Source organism: Telluria beijingensis, assembly GCF_030770395.1.
Taxonomy (GTDB): Bacteria; Pseudomonadota; Gammaproteobacteria; order Burkholderiales; family Burkholderiaceae_D; genus Telluria; species Telluria beijingensis.
Genome location: NZ_CP132480.1, coordinates 3,892,164 through 3,911,447 on the forward strand (window position 1 = coordinate 3,892,164; position 19,284 = coordinate 3,911,447).

Sequence of the window (19,284 nt, forward strand, 5' to 3'; positions counted from 1 at the left end):
CTAAATATACCAGCTATCGGACCATCGATGGAATGCTTAAGATGAATCGTCACTTCCACAACCAAGCAAGGAGTCTCCATCATGACCATTCTCGTTACCGGCGCCACCGGCACCATCGGCCGTCAAGTCGTCCAGCAACTCGTCCAGCGCGGCGCCAGCGTGCGCGCCCTGGTGCGCAATCCGGCCAAGGCAGATTTCGCGCCCGGCGTCGAGGTCGTACAGGGCGACCTGCTCGACCCCGACTCGCTGCGCGGGGCATTCGTCGGCGTCTCCGCTTTCTTTTTGCTCAATGCCGTCACGCCGGACGAATTCACCCAGGCGCTCATCGCGCTGAACGTGGCCAGGGAGGAAGGCGTCTTGCGCGTGGTCTACCTGTCGGTGATCCACAGCGACCGTTACGTGAACGTGCCGCACTTCGCCGGCAAGTTCGGCGTCGAACGCATGATCGAGCAGATGGGTTTTTCGGCCACCATCCTGCGCCCGGCCTACTTCATGAACAACGAGTTGACGATCAGGGATGCGGTGCAGGCCTACGGTGTCTATCCGATGCCGATCGGCGCCAAGGGCCTGGCGATGGTCGATCCGCGCGACATCGGCGAAGTCGCCGCCATCTCGCTGATCCACCGCGCACGGGCGACCCGTCCCATGCCGCTCGAGCGCATCAACCTGGTCGGTCCCGACACGCTCACCGGCGACGATGCCGCATCGGTCTGGTCGAGCGTACTGGGCCGCCCGATCGCCTACGGCGGCGACGATACCCGCGGCTTCGAGCGGAACCTGCGCCAGTTCATGCCCGGCTGGATGGCCTACGACATGCGCCTGATGGCCGAGCGCTTCGTCGGCGACGGCATGGTGCCGGAAGACGGCGACGTGGCGCGCCTCACGGCGCTGCTGGGAAGGCCGCTGCGCACCTACCGCGATTATGTCACCGGGATGGTCGCCGAAGCCCACGCCGTGACGCAACCATGATGGCGTTGCTCGTCACGTAGCGCCCAGCAACCGCGCCAGCGCGTGCGGCGCCAGCGGCCGTGCGCACAGGTAGCCCTGGTAGGCCTGGCAGCCGTTCTCGAACAGGAAGTCGCGCTGGGCCGCCGTTTCCACGCCTTCGGCCAGCACCTTCAGGCCCAGATTGGCGCCCAGGGCGATGATGGTGCGCGCGATGACGGCATCGTTCGGATTGGTGGTCAGGTCGAGCACGAAGGAGCGGTCGATCTTGAGCATGTCGAGCGGCAGTCGGCTCAGGTAGGCGAGCGACGAATAGCCGGTGCCGAAATCGTCGATCGCGAAGGTCAGGCCATGGGCCTTGAGGGCGTTGATCTTTTCGATCGCATCCTCGACGTCGTCCAGCAGCGTGCCTTCGGTAATCTCGAGCTTGAGCTTGCGCGGATCGGCGCCGCTCGACGCCAGGCAGCCGAGCACCTGGGCCACGAAAGCGGGGTGGTGCAACTGGCGCGCGCTGACGTTGACGGCGAGCTCCAGGTGCCTGGTCTCGGCTTGCCGGCTCCAGGCCGCCAGCTGGCGGCAGGCGCAGTCGAGTACCCAGTGGCCGAGGGGCAGGGCCAGCCCGATTTCTTCGGCCAGCGGGATGAACTCGGCGGGCGAGACCATGCCGCGCCGCGGGTGGCGCCAGCGAACCAGCGCCTCGACGCCGGCGATGCGGCCGTCGCGTTCGACCTGCGGCTGGTAGTGCAAAAAGAACGCATGGTCGCGCAAGCCCGCACGCAAATCGCTCTCGAGCGCCAGGCGCGCCGTGGCCGCGGCCTGCAGCGAGGGATCGAAGAAACGCACGGTGCCGCGCCCGGCCGCCTTGGCCCGATACATCGCCATGTCGGCGCGCCTGAGCAGTTCGCCGGCGTCCCTGGCATCGTCGGAAAACACCGTAATGCCGATGCTGGCGCCGAGCTGCAGGCTCTCGCCGTCGAGCTGCACCGGCTGGTCCAGCAGGTGACTGATACGTTCAGCCTCGTGCTTTGCGTGGGCGCAGGCCTGTTCCCGTTCGTCGGGAATCCGCTCGAGCAGGATGGCGAATTCATCGCCGCCGAAGCGGGCCACCATGGCGTCGGGGGCGGCGCCAGCCGTCAACCGCACCGCCATCTGCTGCAGCAGACGGTCGCCGGCGGTATGGCCGAGCGTCTCGTTGAGCGTCTTGAAATTGTCGAGGTCGATCAACAGCAGCGCTTTGAAGTACGGCGACCTTGGACAACAGGATTGACATGAACACCATCGCAGAACACGATATGGAGGCGATCGCCGCCGGCAGCGCCATCTACGGCACCGGCGGCGGCGGCGACCCCTACCTGGGCAAGCTGCTGGCCATGCGCACCATCCGCGAGCACGGCCCGGTGCAACTGGTCGACCTGGATCATTTCGACGACGACGACCTGATCGTGCCGATCGCGATGGTCGGCTCACCCTCGGTAATCCTGGAAAAGCTGCCGCAAGTAGAACCGATGCTGGCGGCGCTGGCGGCGCTCGAGCGCCATCTCGGCAAGCGCGCCAAGGGGCTGATGTCGATCGAGGTCGGCGGCATCAATTCCACCATTCCGTTTTGCGTCGCCAGCCGCCTGGGGCTGCCGCTGGTCGATGGCGACACCATGGGCCGCGCCTTCCCCGAGCTGCCGATGACCTTGTGCACCCTGCACGGCATCCTGCCCTGGCCCTTGTGCATCGCCGACGAGAAGGGCAATGTATTCACCGCCGAGGTGGCCGACATCCACGCCGCAGAGCAGTACGTGCGCACGATCACGATGGAGATGGGCGGCGCCGCCTGCCTGGCCCTGTACTCGATGAGCGCGGCGCAGGCGCGCAAGGCGCTGGTGCCGCGCTCGATCAGCGCCGCGCGCGATGCCGGCCAGGCCCTGTTCGACGCGCGTCGCCAGCATGCCGACCCGGTCGGCGCGGTGGTGCGGGCCACCGGCGGCTACCTGCTGTTCAAGGGCAAGGTGAGCGACGTGTCGCGCACCGTCGATGGCCGCTTCAGCTTCGGCCTGGCCAGCGTGCAGGGGCTCGACGATTGCGCCGGCCGCCAGGCCGGTCTGCGGTTCCAGAACGAATTCCTGATGCTCGAGAGCGATGGCGCGGTGCTGTGCACCACACCCGACCTGATCGTGCTGCTCGACCTGGAAAGCGGCGAGCCGATCACGGCCGAGCAAACCCGCTTCGGCCTGCGCGTCGCCATCGTCGCCATTCCCTGCGTGGCCGCCTGGCGCACGCAGGCCGCGCTGGCCCTGGTCGGGCCGCGCAAGTTCGGATATGCCTGCGACTACGTCGCGGTCGAACAACGGGTGCTGGAACGCTGAGTCGGCGCGCCGGCGCCGCCGGCGTCAGCGCTTCTTCGCTACCTGCTTCACCTTGCGGAAATGCTCGACCAGTTTGCGCGTGGTCGCATTGAAGGCCGCCAGTTCGTCGGGCGACACCACCGCCCGCAGCGCATCCAGGTAGCGCTGCTTGATTTCCAGGTGTTCGGTGAACGCGACCCGCCCCGATTCGCTCAGGCGCAATTCGGTCTTGCGCTTGTCGACGTGGTGCGGCGACGAGATCACCAGCCCATTCTTCTTGAGACTGTTCAGCGCGCGCCCGACCGACACCTTGTCGTATTCCCAGTAGCTCGCCAGCTCGCTCGCGGTGATGCCCGGCGCGTAGCCGATCGCCTCCAGCGCGCGCCATTCCACCAGCGCCAGTCCCGTCTTCGCCTGCATCGTCTGTTCATAGACCCGGTTCAGCAGGGTCGTCAGTATCTCGACCTGGCCCAGGTCGTGCAGGTAGGACTCGGGCGGGAAGACGCCCTGGGCGGCGTCGTTGCCGGCGACGCGGTCGAGAAACGCGGCGGCATTGCGCGATGCCGCGTCCAGCATGGTTGTCTTCAATTCAGTCTCCGGTGGCGCGTCGACTATTCATTGTAGTGCAGCCGCACGCGCCTCATGTCGATTCGATTCAAATGGTTTGACATTGGTTTCATATGAAACTAATATCGATTCAAAATACGATGATAGCACGGCCACCGTGCATCGACATCTGGAGACGACATGCCTGCTCACATCCAGGCCGCGCACAAGCGGCCGACCAGTCCCTGGCTGATCCTGGGGTTCTTCACGCTGGCCTATGCGCTGGCCTATCTCGACCGGCAGGTGCTGACCCTGCTGATCGAACCGATCCGCCACAGCGTCGGCCTCAGCGACACCCAGCTCGGCCTGCTCCAGGGCGGCGCTTTCGCCATCTGCTTCGCGCTGGGCGGGGTGCCGCTCGGCTGGCTGGTCGACAACGGCAACCGCGTGCGGGTGGCGTCCGGCTGCATCGCGGTGTGGAGCATCGCCACCGGCTTCACCGGCCTCGGCACCACCTATGCCCAGCTGCTGGCGGCGCGCTCGGCGACCGCGGTGGCCGAGGCGGGCTGCTCGCCGGCGGCGATCTCGGTGTTCGCCGACGTGTTCGCGCCGCGCCAGCTGCCGCGCGCCACCGCCATCTACATGAGCGCGCCCTATATCGGCGGCGGGGCGGCCCTGTTCCTGGGCGGCCTGGCGCTGCACGGCTTCGAGCAAAGCGGCGGGCTGGTCCTGCCGCTGGCCGGCCACCTCGAACCCTGGCAGGCGGTGTTCGTGGTGCTGGCGCTGCCCGGGCTGCTGCTGGCGCTGCTGATGCTGCTGTTGCTGCGCGAACCGCCGCGCCTGGGTAGCGGCGCCGCCTCCGTGCGCCAGACCAGCCTGCGCGAAACGGTGCGCTTCATCGCCCGCGAGTCGGGCCACCTGCCGGGCTACTTCCTGGCCTACGCCTGCATCCTGGCCGCGCTGTTCTCGCTGCTGACCTGGTATCCGGCGCTGGCGGTGCGCGCCGGCTACGGCGAGGCGGCGGCGGTCGGCCGTCCGCTGGGACTGGCGTTCATGGTGTGCGGCATCGCCGGCACCCTGGGCGCCCAGTGGATCGTCGGGAAGGTCGCGGACCAGGACGTGCTGCCGCGGGTGCTGCGCATCGCCCGCTGGATGACGCTGGCGGTCGGCGCGCTGGCGCTGGCGCAGTGGTCGACCGCGAGCTTCATGCCTTCGCTGGCCTGTTACGCCCTGGCGATCCTGGCGACCAGCGTGCTGACCTCGATCATGCCGATCCCGCTGCAGGTGGGCGTGCCGAACCGCATGCGCGGCCGGGTGACGGGACTGTTCCTGCTCAGCGTGAACCTGGTCGGGGTCACCCTCGGCACGGCGCTGATCGGCGCCATCAGCGACGCCTTCGGCGGCAGCGCCGCGGCGCTGGCTGCGGCGATGGCCGGCGTCATCGTGGCCTGCAGCGCGGCCGCTTTCCTGTTCCTGCGGCGCGCCGCGCGGCGCCTGCCGCCGCCGGCAACGATCCCTCCACTCACTACGAAAGCAAGCAATGAAGCGTCATGAATTCGCCGCCACCAACGCGGACCTGGATTATGTGGTGGCCCTGCTGGGCGACCAGGGCTTCCAGGCCAACTATTCCGGCCCCACCACCATCGAGCAGATGCGCACCGGCACCGCGCTGCTGGTGGACGACGACAAGCTGAAGGACGTCCCCGCCGGCGTCGAGGTGACGCCGATGGAACTCGCGGGCCGGCCCGCCGAACGCCTGCATGGCGGCGCGCCGGACACCGGCAAGGTCATCGTGTATCTGCATGGCGGCGGCTTCATCCGCGGCAGCCTGGACATGGGCCGCGCCAACGCCGCCGAGCTGGCGCATGCCGCGCGGGTACCGGTGATCTCGGTCGCCTACCGCCAGGCGCCCGAGCATCCGTTTCCCGCGGCCACCGAGGATATCCTGGCGGTCTACCGCGCCCTGCTGGCGCGCGGCTACCTGCCTGGACAGATCGTGGTGGCGGGCGAATCCGCCGGCGGCTGCCTGGCGCTGACCCTGCTGCCGCACCTGGTGCAAGAAGGCCTGGCGCTGCCGGCCGGCGTGGCCGGGATCTCGCCGATGACCGACCTGCGCATGAGCGGCGCGTCCTGGGATACGAACGCCGGGCGCGACATCGCCACCCGCGAGATGGGACGGCGCATGGTGGGGCTGTACATCCGCGAGCAGGACCTCGATCATCCGCTGGCCGCGCCGGTGAATGGCGCGGTGCCGCCGGCGGCCCCTATCCTGCTGTGCGTCGGCACCCACGAAACCATGCTCAGCGACGTCGAGCGCTATGCCGGCCAGGCCGACGCCGCCGGCGCCGACGTCACCCTCAACCTGTACCAGGCGATGCCGCACGGGTTCACCAAATTCGCCATTCCGCTGGCGCGCCAGGCGATCGCCGACGTCGCCCGCTGGTGCGCCGCGCGCCTCGGCAGGGCGTAATTCCGCTCCGCCCGCAAGCCCGCCAGAGGCAGGGGACCGACGGAGCCGCATCAGCTACACCAACACCATAACGACAGGAGACAAGCATGAAAAAGAGCCGTTTGCAGGCAGGGGTACTGTTGTGCTGCATGAGCGTGGGCGCCGCCGCGGCGGACCAGGCGAAGCAGGCCGACCAGGCGCCGCCGGCCGTCCCGCAGGCCGGGCCGGCTCCGGCCGCGAAAGGCGAGATCGCCGAAGTCATCGTCACCGCGCAGCGGCGCGCCGAATCGACCCAGCGCTCCTCGCTGTCGATCGAGGTGTTCGGCGCCGACAAGCTGCAGGAGGGCGGCATCGCCCAGGCGCGCGACCTGGTGAAGCTGGCGCCGGGACTGCAGATCGGGCAGGGCGGGGCGGCGACCCAGATCTATGTGCGCGGGGTCGGCACCTTTGCCGCCACGCCGCTGGGCAATCCGGCGGTCGCGGTGAATGTCGACGGCGTCTATGTGTCGCGCTCGCCCGCGGTCGAGGGCAATTTCTACGACCTGGAGCGGATCGAAGTCGTGAAGGGGCCGCAAGGCACGCTGTACGGCCGCAATGCCAGCGGCGGCGCGATCAACCTGATCACCAATAAGCCGCGCTTCGACCGCGTGTCCGGCGAGCTGAATGCCGAAGCGGGCAACTACGGCCTGCGCAAGGGCGAGCTGGCGGTCAACCTGCCGGTGTCGAGCGTGCTGGCCCTGCGCGCCGCGGCCCAGGTGGTCGAGCGCGACGGCTACGCGAGCCAGGGCATGGACGACGCCAAACAACGCAGCGGCCGCCTGCACGCGCTGTTCAAGCCGAGCGCCGATCTGTCGCTGCTGCTGTCGGCCGACGCCAGTCATGTCGGCGGCAAGGGCCCGGCCTATGTCTTCAAGGGCGTCGACACCACGCTCGCGGACGCGGTCCGGGCGCGCGGCGGCGTCTTGCCGACCGGCCTGCGCGTCAACGGCACCGACCCGCAAATGCAATCGCTGTACTACGGCATCGGCGCCGCCCTCGGCATGTGCGTGCCGGACGCGGCCCTGGCCGCGGCCGCGAATGCCGCCGGACCGGCGCCGGTCACCGGCGCGCCGCGCGGCCTGTGCCCGGCGGGCCAGAGCTCGCTGCTATCGCCGCCCGGTATCGGTCCCCATGGCGCGCAACCCTTCGTCGACAACGATTTCTCCAACCTCAGTGCCGAGCTGAACTGGGACCTGGGCGCGGCGACCCTGACCGTGCTGCCGGCCTACCGCAAGGTCGAGAACCGCTACACCACCTATGCGCTGGTGACCTATCTCAACGATGTGGACGGGCAGGCGGAAACCTCGCATACCCGCTCGCTCGAGGTCCGGCTCGGCAATGCCGACGGCGACGCCAAGTGGGTGCTCGGCGCCTACTACGCGAACGAAGACCAGTCGGCGGCCACCGCGACCCTGGCCGGCGCCCTGCTGGCGCGTAATATCAACGCGTACGAGATCACGTCCGAATCGAAGGCCCTGTTCGGCCAGGTCAGCTACAGCCTGGGCCCGTCCCTGCGCGCCATCGGCGGCCTGCGCCATACCCGCGAGAACCGCTCGATCGACGGCCGCAACTTCAGCGCCGGCGCCGGCCTGCCGTTCGTGCCGGGCCAGCCCTGCTACCGCCAGGCGGACCCCTGCCTGCGCGACACCTTCATCGGCGAGCGCGACTACAAGAACACGTCGTACAAGATGGGCGTCGAATATGACCTGAGCCGCTCGCAGATGCTGTACCTGACGCTGTCCACCGGCTACAAGGGCGGCGGTCCGAATCCGGTGTCGGTGCTGGGCACGGCCAACGTGGCGTCGTTCTACGAGCCGGAAAAGCTCACCGCGCTGCAGGCCGGTTCGCGCAACAGCTTCCTCGGCAACCGGCTGCGGGTCAATATGGAAGGCTTCTACTGGAAATACAAGAACGCCCAGCAGAACTACTCGACCCTGAACGCGATGGGCAATGTGGTCGGCTCGACCGCCAACGCGGGCCAGGCGACCATCTATGGCGCCGAGTTCTCGGTGACCTACAAGCCGACCCCGAACGACACCCTGCAGCTGGGTGTGGAACTGCTGCACTCCAAATTCGACGCCTTCCGCTACGCCTCGGCCGGCGCCATCGCCAACGTCAGCACCGGCTGCCAGGTCGCACCCGGCACGCCGTTCCCGACCCTGGACTGCAGCGGCTTCGAGCTGCCGCGCGCGCCGAAGCAGTCGGGCAGCGCCAGCTGGAGCCGGATCTTCGACCTGGCCAGCGGCGGCGAGATCGAGGCCACGCTGTCGACCCAGTTCTCCGCCGGCCGCTACCTGACCGCCGACTTCACCCCGGCCTCGCGCGCGGGCGGCTATGTCAGCGGCGACTTCACGCTGGCCTATCGCACGCCGCGCGACGACTGGACCCTGGCGGCCTTCGTGCGCAACCTGAACGACGCCACGATCTATACCGGCGCCTTCACCGCGCCCGGCGTGCTGCGCAGCCTGACCCTGGCCAATATCGCGGCGCCGCGCACCTGGGGCCTGCGCCTGAACAAGCGTTTCTAAGGCAGCCCGCCACCTTGCCGCCTAGAGCGGCAAGGTGGTGTCGTACTTTACTTCGCGCAGCGCCACGCTGGTATTCACCTGCGCCAGCCCGTTCAGCTTCACCATCACATTGTGCAGGAAGTCGTGGTAGGCCTCCATGTCGGCCACCACCACCTTGACCATATAGTCCGAACTGCCGGTGGTCTCGTAGCACTCCACCACCTCGGGCCGCAGCCGCATCACTTCCTCGAACTGCTCGACCACGCCTTCGGCATGGCGCTGCAACGACACGTGCAGCAGGCACACCACGGCCAGGCCCAGCTTGCGGCGGTCGAGCAGGGCGGTGTAGCGCACGATATAGCCGTTCTCTTCCAGCTCCTTCTGGCGCCGCCAGCAGGGGCTGGCCGACATGCCGATCTTCTCGGCCAGTTCGTTGGACGACACCCTGCCGTTCTTCTGCAGTTCGGCGAGAATTTTGAGTGATGCCGGGTCGAGCGGTGCGTTTTTCATTTATTGTCATCGAAATCGAAAGGATCTCGCCAGTTTAATGCTTGTGGGCGAGTAAATAGAAATAATTTGCCGCAGCGTGCGGCATATCCTGTCTTCACATAATAACCACGTGAGACCATGAATTCGATGACCCACCCGCCAGCCCTGCTGGCCGACCCCGACTACGCCCTCGACGACAACCTGACTCGCGAGACGGGCCGCGTGTTCCTGACCGGCACCCAGGCCCTGGTGCGCCTGCTGTGCATGCAAAAAATCGTCGACCAGCGCAATGGACTGGACAGCGCCGGCTTCGTCAGCGGTTACCGCGGTTCGCCGCTGGGCGCGGTGGACCAGGAACTCTGGCGCGCCAAAAACCTGTTGCAACAACACCGCATCGACTTCCTGCCGGCGATCAACGAGGAACTGGGCGCCACCGCCGTCATGGGCTCGCAGCAGGTCGAGGCCGACCCCACGCGCAAGGTCGAGGGCGTGTTTGGCATGTGGTACGGCAAGGGCCCCGGTGTCGACCGCGCCGGCGACGCCCTCAAGCACGGCCACGTCTACGGTTCGTCGCCACACGGCGGCGTGCTGGTGATCCTGGGCGACGACCACGGCTGCGTATCGTCGTCGATGCCGCACCAGAGCGAACAGGCGTTGATCGCCTGGAGCATGCCGGTACTGAACCCCGCCAATATCCAGGAATACCTCGAGTTCGGCCTGTACGGCTGGGCCATGTCGCGGTTCTCGGGCGCCTGGGTCGGCTTCAAGGCGATTTCCGAGACAGTGGAGGGCGGGGCGGTGGTCGAGCTGCCGCCGCTGCCCACCTTTACTGCGCCGCAGGACTATGTGGCGCCGCCGGACGGCCTGCACAACCGCTGGCCCGACTTGCCCGGCCTGGCGCTGGAACAGCGTGCCGAGGCCAAGCTCGAGGCGGTGCAAGCCTTCGCCCGCGCCAACTCGATCGACCGCCTGGTGGTGGCCGCGCCCCATGCCCGCATCGGCATCCTCGGCGCCGGCAAGGCCTACCTCGACCTGGTCGAGGCGCTCGAACGTATGGGCCTGCCCCTGGCGCGGCTGGAACAGCTGGGCGTGCGGGTCTATAAACCCGGCCTGACCTTCCCGCTCGAGCGCACCCGCCTGGCCGCTTTTGCCGAGGGACTGGAAGAAATCCTGGTGGTCGAAGAGAAGGGTCCGGTCATCGAGCAGCAACTGAAGAACCTGTTCTACAACCTGCCGGCCGAACGCCGCCCCATGGTGGTGGGCAAGGCCGACCGCGACGGCCAGCCGCTGCTGTCGGCGCTGGGAGAATTGCGGCCCTCGCGCATCGCGCCGGCCCTGGTGCACTGGCTGGCGCCGCGCTTCCCCGAGCTCGCGCTAATGAACATGCTGCCCGCGTTCTGCGGCGCCGCGCTGCCCTCGAACGCGGCCGACGGCGTCAAGCGCACGCCCTATTTTTGCTCGGGCTGCCCGCACAATACCTCGACCCGCGTGCCGCAGGGCAGCCGCGCCTATGCCGGCATCGGCTGCCACTTCATGGCAACCTGGATGAAGCGCGATACCAACTACCTGTCGCAGATGGGCGGCGAAGGCGTCAGCTGGGTCGCGTCCTCGCGCTTCGTCGGCGAGCCGCATGTGTTCCAGAACCTGGGCGACGGCACCTTCTACCATTCGGGCTCGCTGGCGATCCGCCAGGCGGTGGCGGCGCGCACCAACATCACGTATAAAATCCTGTACAACGACGCGGTCGCGATGACCGGCGGCCAGCCGGTGGACGGCAGCCTGTCAGTGCCGCAGATCGTGCAGCAGGTGGTGAGCGAAGGCGCGCGCAAGGTGGTCGTGGTGACCGACCAGCCAGACAATTACGCGCAAGTCCGCCTGCCGGACGGCGTCACCGTGCACCACCGCGACGAGCTCGATGCGATCCAGCGCATGCTGCGCGAAGTCGCCGGCGTCACGGTGCTGGTCTATGACCAGACCTGCGCCGCCGAGAAGCGCCGCCGGCGCAAGAAGAACAAGCCGGGCAAGACCGTGTTCCCCGATCCGGCGCGCCGCATGGTGATCAACCCGGCCGTGTGCGAAGGCTGCGGCGACTGCGGCGTGCAATCGAACTGCCTGTCGATTCTGCCGCTGGAGACCGAATTCGGACGCAAGCGCCAGATCGAGCAATCGTCGTGCAACAAGGATTATTCATGCGTCGAAGGCTTCTGCCCGAGCTTCGTGTCGGTGCTGGGCGGCGCGCTGCGCAAACCGGCCAGCGTCGCGCTGTCGCTGGCCGATCTCGAGCGCGCCCTGGCGGCCTATCCCGAACCACGCCCGCAGGCGCTTGCAAAACCGTTCGAGATCCTGGTGGCGGGCGTGGGCGGCACCGGCGTCGTCACCGTCGGCGCCCTGATCACGATGGCGGCCCACCTGGAAGGCAAGGGCGCCTCGACCCTCGATTTCATGGGCTTTGCCCAGAAGGGCGGCGCCGTGCTGTCGCATGTGCGGGTGGCGCAGTCGCCCGCGCGCCTGAACCAGGTCCGCATCGACCTGCGCCAGGCCGACGCCGTCTTCGCCTGCGACCTGGTGGTGGCGGCCATGCCGGACAGCCTGTCGGTGATGCGCGAGGGGCACACCGTGGTGGTGGCCAACGACCGCGAAATCCCCACCGCCGATTTCACGCGCGAGCGCGATGCCACGATCAATAAAGAGGGCCTGCTCGAGAAACTGGGGATGGCGGCGGGGGCGGACAGGCTGCGGCGGCTCGATGCCCACGAGACGGCGGCGCGCTTCCTGGGCGACCCGATCGGCGGCAATATCCTGTTGATGGGCTATGCCTGGCAGGCGGGCCTGGTGCCGGTGGGCCTGCCGGCCCTGATGCGCGCGATCGAACTCAATGGCGTCGCGATCGACATGAACAAGCGCGCGTTCACGCTGGGTCGCCTGGCCGCGGCCGACATGGGGGCGCTGGAAAAGCTGGATCGCACGGGTGTCAAAGTGGTCCAGTTCACGCCGCCGAAGTCGCTGGCCGACACCGTCGCACTGCGCAGCGCCTTCCTCGCCAAATACCAGGACACCGCCTATGCGGCGCGCTACGAACAGGCGGTGGCCGCCGTCGAGCGCCGCGAAAGCGAACTCGATGCCGGCGGCGCGCGCCGACTGAGCAAGCTGGTCGCGCGCAACCTGTTCAAGGTGATGGCCTACAAGGACGAATACGAGGTGGCACGCCTGCACGCCGATCCGGCCTTCCGCGAGCAGATCGCGGCCAGTTTCGAAGGCGACTACAAGCTCGCCTTCCACCTGGCGCCGCCGCTGCTGGCGCGCAGCAAGCCAGGTTCGACCGTCCCGCGCAAGATGCGCCTGGGCGGCTGGATGATGCCGGTGTTCGGCGTGCTGGCCAGGTGCAAGTCGCTGCGCGGCGGACCGCTGGACGTGTTCGGCTACACGGCCGAGCGCCGGCGCGAACGGGCGCTGCGCGACCGCTACCTGGCTTTTGCCGGCACGCTGGCCGACAGCCTGCGCGCCGACAACCTGGACGCCGCGCTGGCGCTGGCCCAGTTGCCGGACGGGGTGCGCGGCTATGGCCACGTCAAGCTGGCCGCGCTCGACAAGTTCGACGCCGACTGGGAGCGCCTGCTGGCCGCCTACCGCGGCGGGAAGGTGGTGGAATTGCGGCGCGCTTGAACCGGGGCGGCGGGCATTCATTTGGACAAATGTATATAATGCGGACTTGGCCTCGAGTCCGCAACCATGCCCCCTGACACCTCCCCGCACGACGTTCGCAGCGCCTTCCGGCGCGAACTCACTTCGCCGCATCTGTGGCAGACCCGCATCGTGGTGGTCGGCCTGGCGGCGGTGGCCGGGCTGGTGGTGGTCGGCTTTACCTGGCTGGCCGAAAGCGCCTTCGGCCTGTTCCTCGGCCTGGCCGATACCGCGTGGTGGGCGCCGCTGCTGTGGACCCCGCTGTGCTGCGCGGCCATCGCCTGGCTGACGCGCCGCTACGCGCGCGGCGCGGCCGGTTCGGGCATCCCGCAGGTGATGGCGGCGCTCGATCCGGCGCTGTCCGGCGGACGCCGGCCGCTGCTGGTGTCGCTGCGCCTGAGCCTGGCCAAGATCGTGCTCACGTCGGGCGGCCTGCTGGGCGGCATGTCGCTGGGGCGCGAAGGCCCGTCGGTCCAGATCGCGGCCGGCATCATGCTCACGGCGCGCCGCTGGCTGCCGCGCCATAGCGGCATCACCGCCCACTCGCTGCTGGTGACGGGCGGGGCGGCCGGCATCGCGGCCGCCTTCAATACGCCGCTGGCCGGGGTCATGTTCGCGATCGAGGAATTATCCCGCACGCCCGAGCAGCGCAATAGCGGCCTCTTGATCGCGGGCATCGTGCTGGCCGGCCTGATCGCCGTTTCGGTATACGGCAACGGCACCCATTTCGGCGTGATCCGTCCCGGCCCGATCGGCCTGCCGCTATTGATGCCGGGCCTGCTGACGGCGCTCGCTTGCGGCCTGGCCGGCGGCCTGTTCGCGCGCCTGCTGGTGACCTGCCTGCGCGGGAAATCGGACGACCTGCCCACCCGCTGGCGTGCGCGCCATCCGATCCGTTTTGCCGCCGGCTGCGGCCTGGCCGTTGCGCTGATCGGCATCGTCAGCGGCGGCGCCACTTACGGCAGCGGCAACGAAGCCACGCACGGCTTGCTCAATAACGAGGCCAGCGTGCCCGGCGCCTACGCCCTGTTCAAGTTCGTCGCGACCTGGCTCACTGCCTGGTCCGGCATCCCGGCCGGCATCTTCGCGCCGTCGCTGTCGATCGGCGCCGCGCTCGGCCACGACGTGGCGCTGCTGACCGGCTACCCGCACGGGGCGGCGCTGATCGCGCTCGGCATGGTCGGCTTTTTGGCGGCCGCCACCCAGGCGCCGCTGACCGCCTTCATCATCGTGATGGAGATGGTCGACGGGCACAGCATGGTGCTCAGCCTGATGGCTTGCGCGCTGGTGTCGAGCACCGTGTCGCGGGTGCTGAGTCCACCGCTGTATGGCACGCTCGCGGGGCTGCAACTGCCGCCGCGCGCGGTCCCGGCGCGCGACGGCCAGCCCGATCAGGCAGCCGGCAAGAACGGAGAGCCGGCCTAGCCGCGGCGCAGGCGCGCCCCGAGCTCCTGGATCCGCGCCTCTCCTTCGCGCAGCGCCGCGCGCGAGGTGTGCACCGAGTAGTAGCCGGTCACCAGCTCGTGCGGATGCGGCACGGCCGAGCCGAGCACGAACTGCGTGTCGCTGCGCGCCTCGAATTCCACCGCCAGGTTCGACTGTTCGAAGGCGACCAGTTCCTGCGGCTGCAGCGCTTCGCCGTTGGCCAGCAGGCCGTCCTCCGCCGTCGCGACCCACAGCACGGTATGCTCGCCAGGCGGCAGGTACAGCCAGCGCTCGCCCGCCTTCAGGCTGACGGCCAGGTAGTTCATCGGCGACGGCGCGGCGATCGCGCTCTCTGCACCGCCATGGCTGCCGAGCAGCACCCGTACCGGGCCGCTGGTGGCGATGTCCTCGCCTGGCTGGAACACGGCGCTGGTCGGCCCGAGCTCGTGCTCCGGCGGCAGCGCCACCCACAGCTGAAAACCGCGCACCCGGTTGCCCTGTTCGTCGCCCACGCTGCCGCCATGCCACATGCCGCGGCCGGCCTGCATCCACTCGACGCCGCCCTTCGGCAGCACGGCCGTGTGGCCATCCGGATCGACCAGGTCCATGCGGCCATCGATCAGGTAGGACAGGGTGGCGATGCCCGAATGCGGATGCAGCTCGCCGACGAAGGGCTGGCCCTCGAAGTCGAAGTAGTCGAGGAAGACGAACGGTTTAAGTAACTGGCCGAAGTCCGAGGGGCTCATCAGGCGGGTCACGGGGCCGTGCTTGCGGCCGACCGTGCGGCGGGCGATCCGGCGCAGGGCCGGGCTTTGTTGCTGTGCCAGTGCGGGCATGGTCGTTCTCCTTGGTGGGTTGGGGTGTCGATAGAGGGGAACTCTGGTCGGTGTTTCGGTGTCTGAAACTACGTAAGCAGGTAAGACGCAGCACTATTGAATTGCTCTTCCATTCCGCGAAAACCAAGCGGAAGAACGAGAGTGTACGAATGCGTTCGTCAAATCGGCTTCTTGCCAACTTACATGTGAAAGACGGCTCGCAACCAGCGTCCTCGCGACGCATGCTGCGCTACCCGTGGCGAGTCTGGTGGCAACGCCAGGCACTGCCACCGGCGTTTTGCCGGTGGTAGGCGGGAAAGTAACGCCTGTCAGATACGAGCGCGGTTTATAGGACGGTTCGGGGCAGGAAGAGAACGCTGAGCACATTTGTTGACGTTCTTGATAGCAGATCGACGGTCCGTTCCACGCCAATACCGCGGCTGCCCAGCTGTCGGGGGCGATCGCCGGGCTGGGCATCGCGCTGCTGCCGGGTGTCCTGTCGGCCCCGCACATCGCCGCCGGTCGCCTGCGCGTGGTCTTGCCGGGCTACGGCACCGGCGCCGCCGGCGTGCACTTCGTCTAGCTGAGCCGGCGCCAGCTGCCGCGCGCGGTGTCCGCCTTCCTTGACTTCGCCACCGCCACGATCAAGGAACTCGGCTTGATCTAGCCCGTCCAGCGCAGGGGCCGGTATTGACGCGGCCGCAGCAAGCCTTTATTGCTTTCAGTAAAATATGCAGTGAATCGCCGGCCGCCACGCCGGCGATCGTCATTTTCGCCCCTTGACTTGCATTTTTGTGAAGACCGACACCATGGCCCCCAAACACGATCCCATCCCCTGGCGCGAAGCCATCGCCGCGCTGCGTCATATCTGGCGCGAGGCCGGCGGCTTCTTCCTGAGTATCGAACTGTGGATGATGGTGCTGCTGTCATGGATCACCGTGGCCGGTTTCTGGCTGGCGTATACAGGCGACGTACGCGCGCTGCCGGTATTCGGCGCAGCCATTGGCTACGTCGTGCTGCGCGTCGTGCTGCACCTGCGCCGCATCCTGGCCTGGCCCTTCCTTTGATATAGGTCGGGCTGGCGCCCGTGGCGGGTTTATTTCCCTTGGGTATTGTGATGGCAAATGAGAATGACTATAATTCTCATTTACATTCATACCAATTAGACGGGATTTGCCATGAACCAGCCGCACCAGTCGCCTTGCGCCCACACGTTTCGCCGCAAGGCGCTCACCCTGATGATCGGCAGCGCCTGGGGCACCGCCTGCGCCGTCGCGCCGCTCGCCATGCTGGCCGGGACGGCGCATGCGCAGGAGGCCGCAGCGCCGCAAATCGAGCAGGTCCTGATCACCGGCGCCCGCACGAGCGACGACGCGCCGTACATGGGCGGCGGGGTGGCGCGGCGCGGCAGCATCGGCGTGCTGGGCGCGGCGGACATCATGGACACGCCGTTCAGCACCATGAACTACACCTCGCAACTGCTGGAAGACCAGCAGGCGCGCACGCTGGCCGACGCGATCGTGAACGAAGCCTCGGTGCGCGTGACGACGTCGACCTCGGGCTTCGGCGAAGACTTCCAGATCCGCGGCTTCGGCGTGTCGAGCGGCGACGTCGGCGTCAACGGCCTGTATGGCCTGGCCTCGGGCAACCGCATGCCGACCGCGCTGATGGAGCGGGTCGAAGTGCTGAAAGGCCCTGGCACGCTGATGTACGGGATCAGCCCGAACGGCAGCGTCGGCGGCAGCATCAATATCGTGACCAAGCGCGCCGGCGACAAGCCGCTGACCCGGATCACCGGCACCTTCGAGAGCAGGTCGATCTTCGGCGCCCACCTGGACGTGGGACGTCGTTTCGGCGAGGCCGGCGAATGGGGCGTGCGCTTCAACGGCGTCTACCGCAAGGGCGACAACACGCTCGACGACAGCAAGGTGGAATTCGGCCTGCTGGCGCTGGCGCTGGACTACCGTGCCGCGAACCTGCGCTGGTCGGTCGATACCTATGCCCAGCGCGAGGACACCGAGGGTTTCCGTGGCCAGGCCGGCTTCCGGCCGAACGTGACGCGCCTGCCCGAGGCTCCTTCCGGCCACCGCCCGTGGTATCGCGGCGCCGAACTGGCCCTGCGCGATTCGAGCATCTCGTCGCGCCTGGAATACGACGTCGCGCCGGGCGTGATGCTGTACGCCACCGGCGGCTACCACTACAACGCCTACGAGCAGGACTTCCCGTCGGCGCGCGGCCAGGACGCCATCGACATGGCGGGCAATATGCGCATCAGCAATGCCTGGTACGACGCCGCGACCCGCAACAAGACCGGCGAGGTCGGCGCCCGCGCCGCCTTCGACGGGATGGGCGTGAGGCACCTGGTCACCGTCTCGGCCTCGCGCCTGGAACAGGAGTCCGGCAGCTTCTACCTGACCGCGCCCGCCGGCACCGCGGTGAACTCGAACATCTACCATCCGGTGGCGCTGCCGCCCATGAGCGGGGTGCGCCAGTCGCCGACCACGACCTCGGGCACCGAACTGTCGAGCGTCGCTCTCAGCGATACGCTGGCCTTCTTCGACAACCGCCTGCTGCTGACCGGCGGCGTGCGCAAGCAGAAGGTGGTGTCCAAGAACATCAACCCGGCCGGCATCGCCAGCACCTCGTACGACGCCAGCGCGACCTCGCCGCTGGCCGGCATTGTGTTCAAGCCCTGGTCCAATGTGTCGGTGTACGGCAACTTCACGTCCGGGCTGACGCGCGGCAACCGGGCGCCGGATACCGCCGCCAACGCGGGCGAGGTGTTCCCGCCCTATAAGTCCAAGCAGTACGAGGCGGGCGTGAAGGTCGAGCAGGGCAAGCTGCTGGCCGGCGCCTCGGTGTTCCAGATCGACCGGCCGAACGCCATCACCGATCCGGTCACCACGATCTACAGCATGGACGGCAACCAGCGCAACCGCGGCCTGGAACTGTCGCTGATGGGCGAAGCCGTGCGCAACCTGCGCGTGATGGCCAGCGCCACCTTCTACGACGCCGAACTGCAGCGTACGCAGGGTGGCCTGAACGATGGCAAGGATGCGAACGGCGTGCCGAAACGCGCCGTCAGCGCGGGCCTCGACTGGGACTGGGCGGCCGTGCCGGGCCTGAGCTTCAATGCGCGCGCCATCCACACGTCGGACATCCCGCTGAACCCGACCAACACGCTGTACCTGCCGTCGTGGACGCGGCTCGATATCGGCGCCCGCTACCGCACCAGCCTGATGGGCAAGCCGGTGGTCGTCCGCGCCAGCGTCGAGAACCTGGCCAACAAGGCCTACTGGCTGGCCAGCGGCACCTTCGCGACCACGGGCGCGGCGCGCACGGCGCTGGTGTCGGCGCAGTTCGACTTCTAAGCACGAAGAGCGCGCACGATTTCCTCGGCCAGCGGACCGGCCGAGGCGGGGTTCTGGCCGGTCATCAGGCGGCCATCGACCACGACTTTGGCCTGCCAAGGCTCGGCCGACGAGAACTGCGCGCCTTCCGCGCGCAACGCATCTTCCAGCATGAAGGGCACGTCGGCCTGCGCATAGCCTTCTTCTTCGCGGTTCGAGAAGCCGGTGACCTTGCGGCCCTTGATGAGCGAACTGCCGTCGTCGAGCGTCACGCCCAGCAGGGCGCAGGGGCCGTGGCACACGGCCGACACGACCAGGCCCCCGTTCCAGGCGCGCGCCAGCGCCTGTTTCACTTCGCGGTCAGTTGCCAGGTCGGCCATCGGACCCAGGCCGCCGGGCACGAAGACGGCGTCGTAGTCGAGCACGTCGACTTCGGATAGCCGGCGGCCGCGCGCCAGCCGGCGGATCGACTTGCTGTTGCGGTAGGCCAGCTGGGCCGGATCGCTCGCGTCAAAGCCGTCGTCCGACGGGGCGGTGCCGAGCGGCGAGCAGTATTCGACTGCCACGCCGTGCTTCTCGAACACCTCGACCGGATGCGCTATCTCGGGGAAGAAGTAGCCCGTCGGGCGCTTGTTCGGGCCGATCTCGTGGGTGTTCGTCACGATGAACAGGACGTGCTTCATGCTCATGGTAGCTTCCTTGAGG

General features: G+C 68.1%; 14 protein-coding genes. 9 read left to right on the plus strand and 5 right to left on the minus strand.

Features of this window, described 5'->3' with window-relative positions; genetic code table 11:
- The first annotated feature begins 81 nt into the window (after positions 1-81).
- Positions 82-969 carry an NmrA/HSCARG family protein gene (locus tag Q9246_RS17335; protein ID WP_306391894.1) on the plus strand — a complete coding sequence of 296 codons (888 nt, stop codon included), beginning with the start codon at positions 82-84 and terminating at the stop codon, positions 967-969.
- Positions 970-981: 12 nt separating this feature from the next.
- Here Q9246_RS17335 and Q9246_RS17340 read toward each other — a convergent pair whose 3' ends face one another.
- The gene (locus tag Q9246_RS17340; RefSeq protein ID WP_306398214.1) at positions 982-2,229 is read right to left on the minus strand and encodes a putative bifunctional diguanylate cyclase/phosphodiesterase; all 1,248 of its coding nucleotides are present in this window, start codon (positions 2,227-2,229) and stop codon (positions 982-984) included.
- Between Q9246_RS17340 and Q9246_RS17345 the strand changes: the two genes are divergently transcribed.
- Entirely contained in the window at positions 2,214-3,299 is a 1,086-nt protein-coding gene (locus tag Q9246_RS17345) for a DUF917 domain-containing protein (protein WP_306391895.1), read from the plus strand. The two genes, Q9246_RS17340 and Q9246_RS17345, sit on opposite strands and share 16 nt — an antisense overlap.
- Positions 3,300-3,323: 24 nt before the next feature.
- Here the strand turns inward: Q9246_RS17345 and Q9246_RS17350 are convergent, their stop codons facing one another.
- Positions 3,324-3,866 (minus strand): MarR family winged helix-turn-helix transcriptional regulator, encoded by a 543-nt coding sequence (locus Q9246_RS17350; RefSeq protein WP_306391896.1) that lies wholly within the window; start codon positions 3,864-3,866, stop codon positions 3,324-3,326.
- Positions 3,867-4,025: 159 nt separating this feature from the next.
- Between Q9246_RS17350 and Q9246_RS17355 the strand changes: the two genes are divergently transcribed.
- The 3 genes from Q9246_RS17355 to Q9246_RS17365 all read left to right on the plus strand — a co-directional run bounded on the left by Q9246_RS17355 (position 4,026) and on the right by Q9246_RS17365 (position 8,840).
- Positions 4,026-5,378, plus strand: coding sequence for an MFS transporter (locus Q9246_RS17355; protein ID WP_306391897.1), 1,353 nt, complete (start codon positions 4,026-4,028; stop codon positions 5,376-5,378).
- Positions 5,365-6,294, plus strand: a complete 930-nt coding sequence (locus tag Q9246_RS17360) for an alpha/beta hydrolase (RefSeq protein WP_306391899.1) — start codon at positions 5,365-5,367, stop codon at positions 6,292-6,294. The genes Q9246_RS17355 and Q9246_RS17360 overlap by 14 nt, the downstream gene beginning before the upstream one ends.
- Before the next feature lie 86 nt (positions 6,295-6,380).
- Positions 6,381-8,840: a TonB-dependent receptor gene (locus tag Q9246_RS17365; RefSeq protein ID WP_306391901.1), complete on the plus strand. Its 2,460-nt coding sequence runs from the start codon at positions 6,381-6,383 to the stop codon at positions 8,838-8,840.
- A gap of 21 nt (positions 8,841-8,861) precedes the next feature.
- On the opposite strand, the gene Q9246_RS17370 is transcribed toward Q9246_RS17365, so the two are convergent.
- On the minus strand, positions 8,862-9,329 hold the full coding sequence (locus tag Q9246_RS17370) for an Lrp/AsnC family transcriptional regulator (protein ID WP_306391903.1): 468 nt from the start codon (positions 9,327-9,329) through the stop codon (positions 8,862-8,864).
- 126 nt (positions 9,330-9,455) lie between these two features.
- On the opposite strand from Q9246_RS17370, the gene Q9246_RS17375 reads away from it, so the two are divergent.
- Together Q9246_RS17375 and Q9246_RS17380 are read left to right on the plus strand one after the other, a co-directional pair.
- The gene (locus Q9246_RS17375) at positions 9,456-12,971 is read left to right on the plus strand and encodes an indolepyruvate ferredoxin oxidoreductase family protein (protein ID WP_422802390.1); all 3,516 of its coding nucleotides are present in this window, start codon (positions 9,456-9,458) and stop codon (positions 12,969-12,971) included.
- A 66-nt stretch (positions 12,972-13,037) separates the two neighbouring features.
- Positions 13,038-14,414 carry a chloride channel protein gene (locus Q9246_RS17380; RefSeq protein ID WP_306391905.1) on the plus strand — a complete coding sequence of 459 codons (1,377 nt, stop codon included), beginning with the start codon at positions 13,038-13,040 and terminating at the stop codon, positions 14,412-14,414.
- Here the strand turns inward: Q9246_RS17380 and Q9246_RS17385 are convergent.
- The gene (locus Q9246_RS17385; RefSeq protein ID WP_306391906.1) at positions 14,411-15,250 is read right to left on the minus strand and encodes a pirin family protein; all 840 of its coding nucleotides are present in this window, start codon (positions 15,248-15,250) and stop codon (positions 14,411-14,413) included. The two genes, Q9246_RS17380 and Q9246_RS17385, sit on opposite strands and share 4 nt — an antisense overlap.
- Positions 15,251-16,038: 788 nt before the next feature.
- On the opposite strand from Q9246_RS17385, the gene Q9246_RS17390 reads away from it, so the two are divergent.
- Positions 16,039-16,296, plus strand: coding sequence for a hypothetical protein (locus Q9246_RS17390; RefSeq protein ID WP_306391908.1), 258 nt, complete (start codon positions 16,039-16,041; stop codon positions 16,294-16,296).
- Between the two features lie 111 nt (positions 16,297-16,407).
- Positions 16,408-18,600 (plus strand): TonB-dependent receptor, encoded by a 2,193-nt coding sequence (locus tag Q9246_RS17395; protein WP_306391910.1) that lies wholly within the window; start codon positions 16,408-16,410, stop codon positions 18,598-18,600.
- On the opposite strand, the gene Q9246_RS17400 is transcribed toward Q9246_RS17395, so the two are convergent.
- Positions 18,597-19,268 (minus strand): type 1 glutamine amidotransferase domain-containing protein, encoded by a 672-nt coding sequence (locus Q9246_RS17400; protein ID WP_306391911.1) that lies wholly within the window; start codon positions 19,266-19,268, stop codon positions 18,597-18,599. The two genes, Q9246_RS17395 and Q9246_RS17400, sit on opposite strands and share 4 nt — an antisense overlap.
- Positions 19,269-19,284 lie beyond the last annotated feature (16 nt).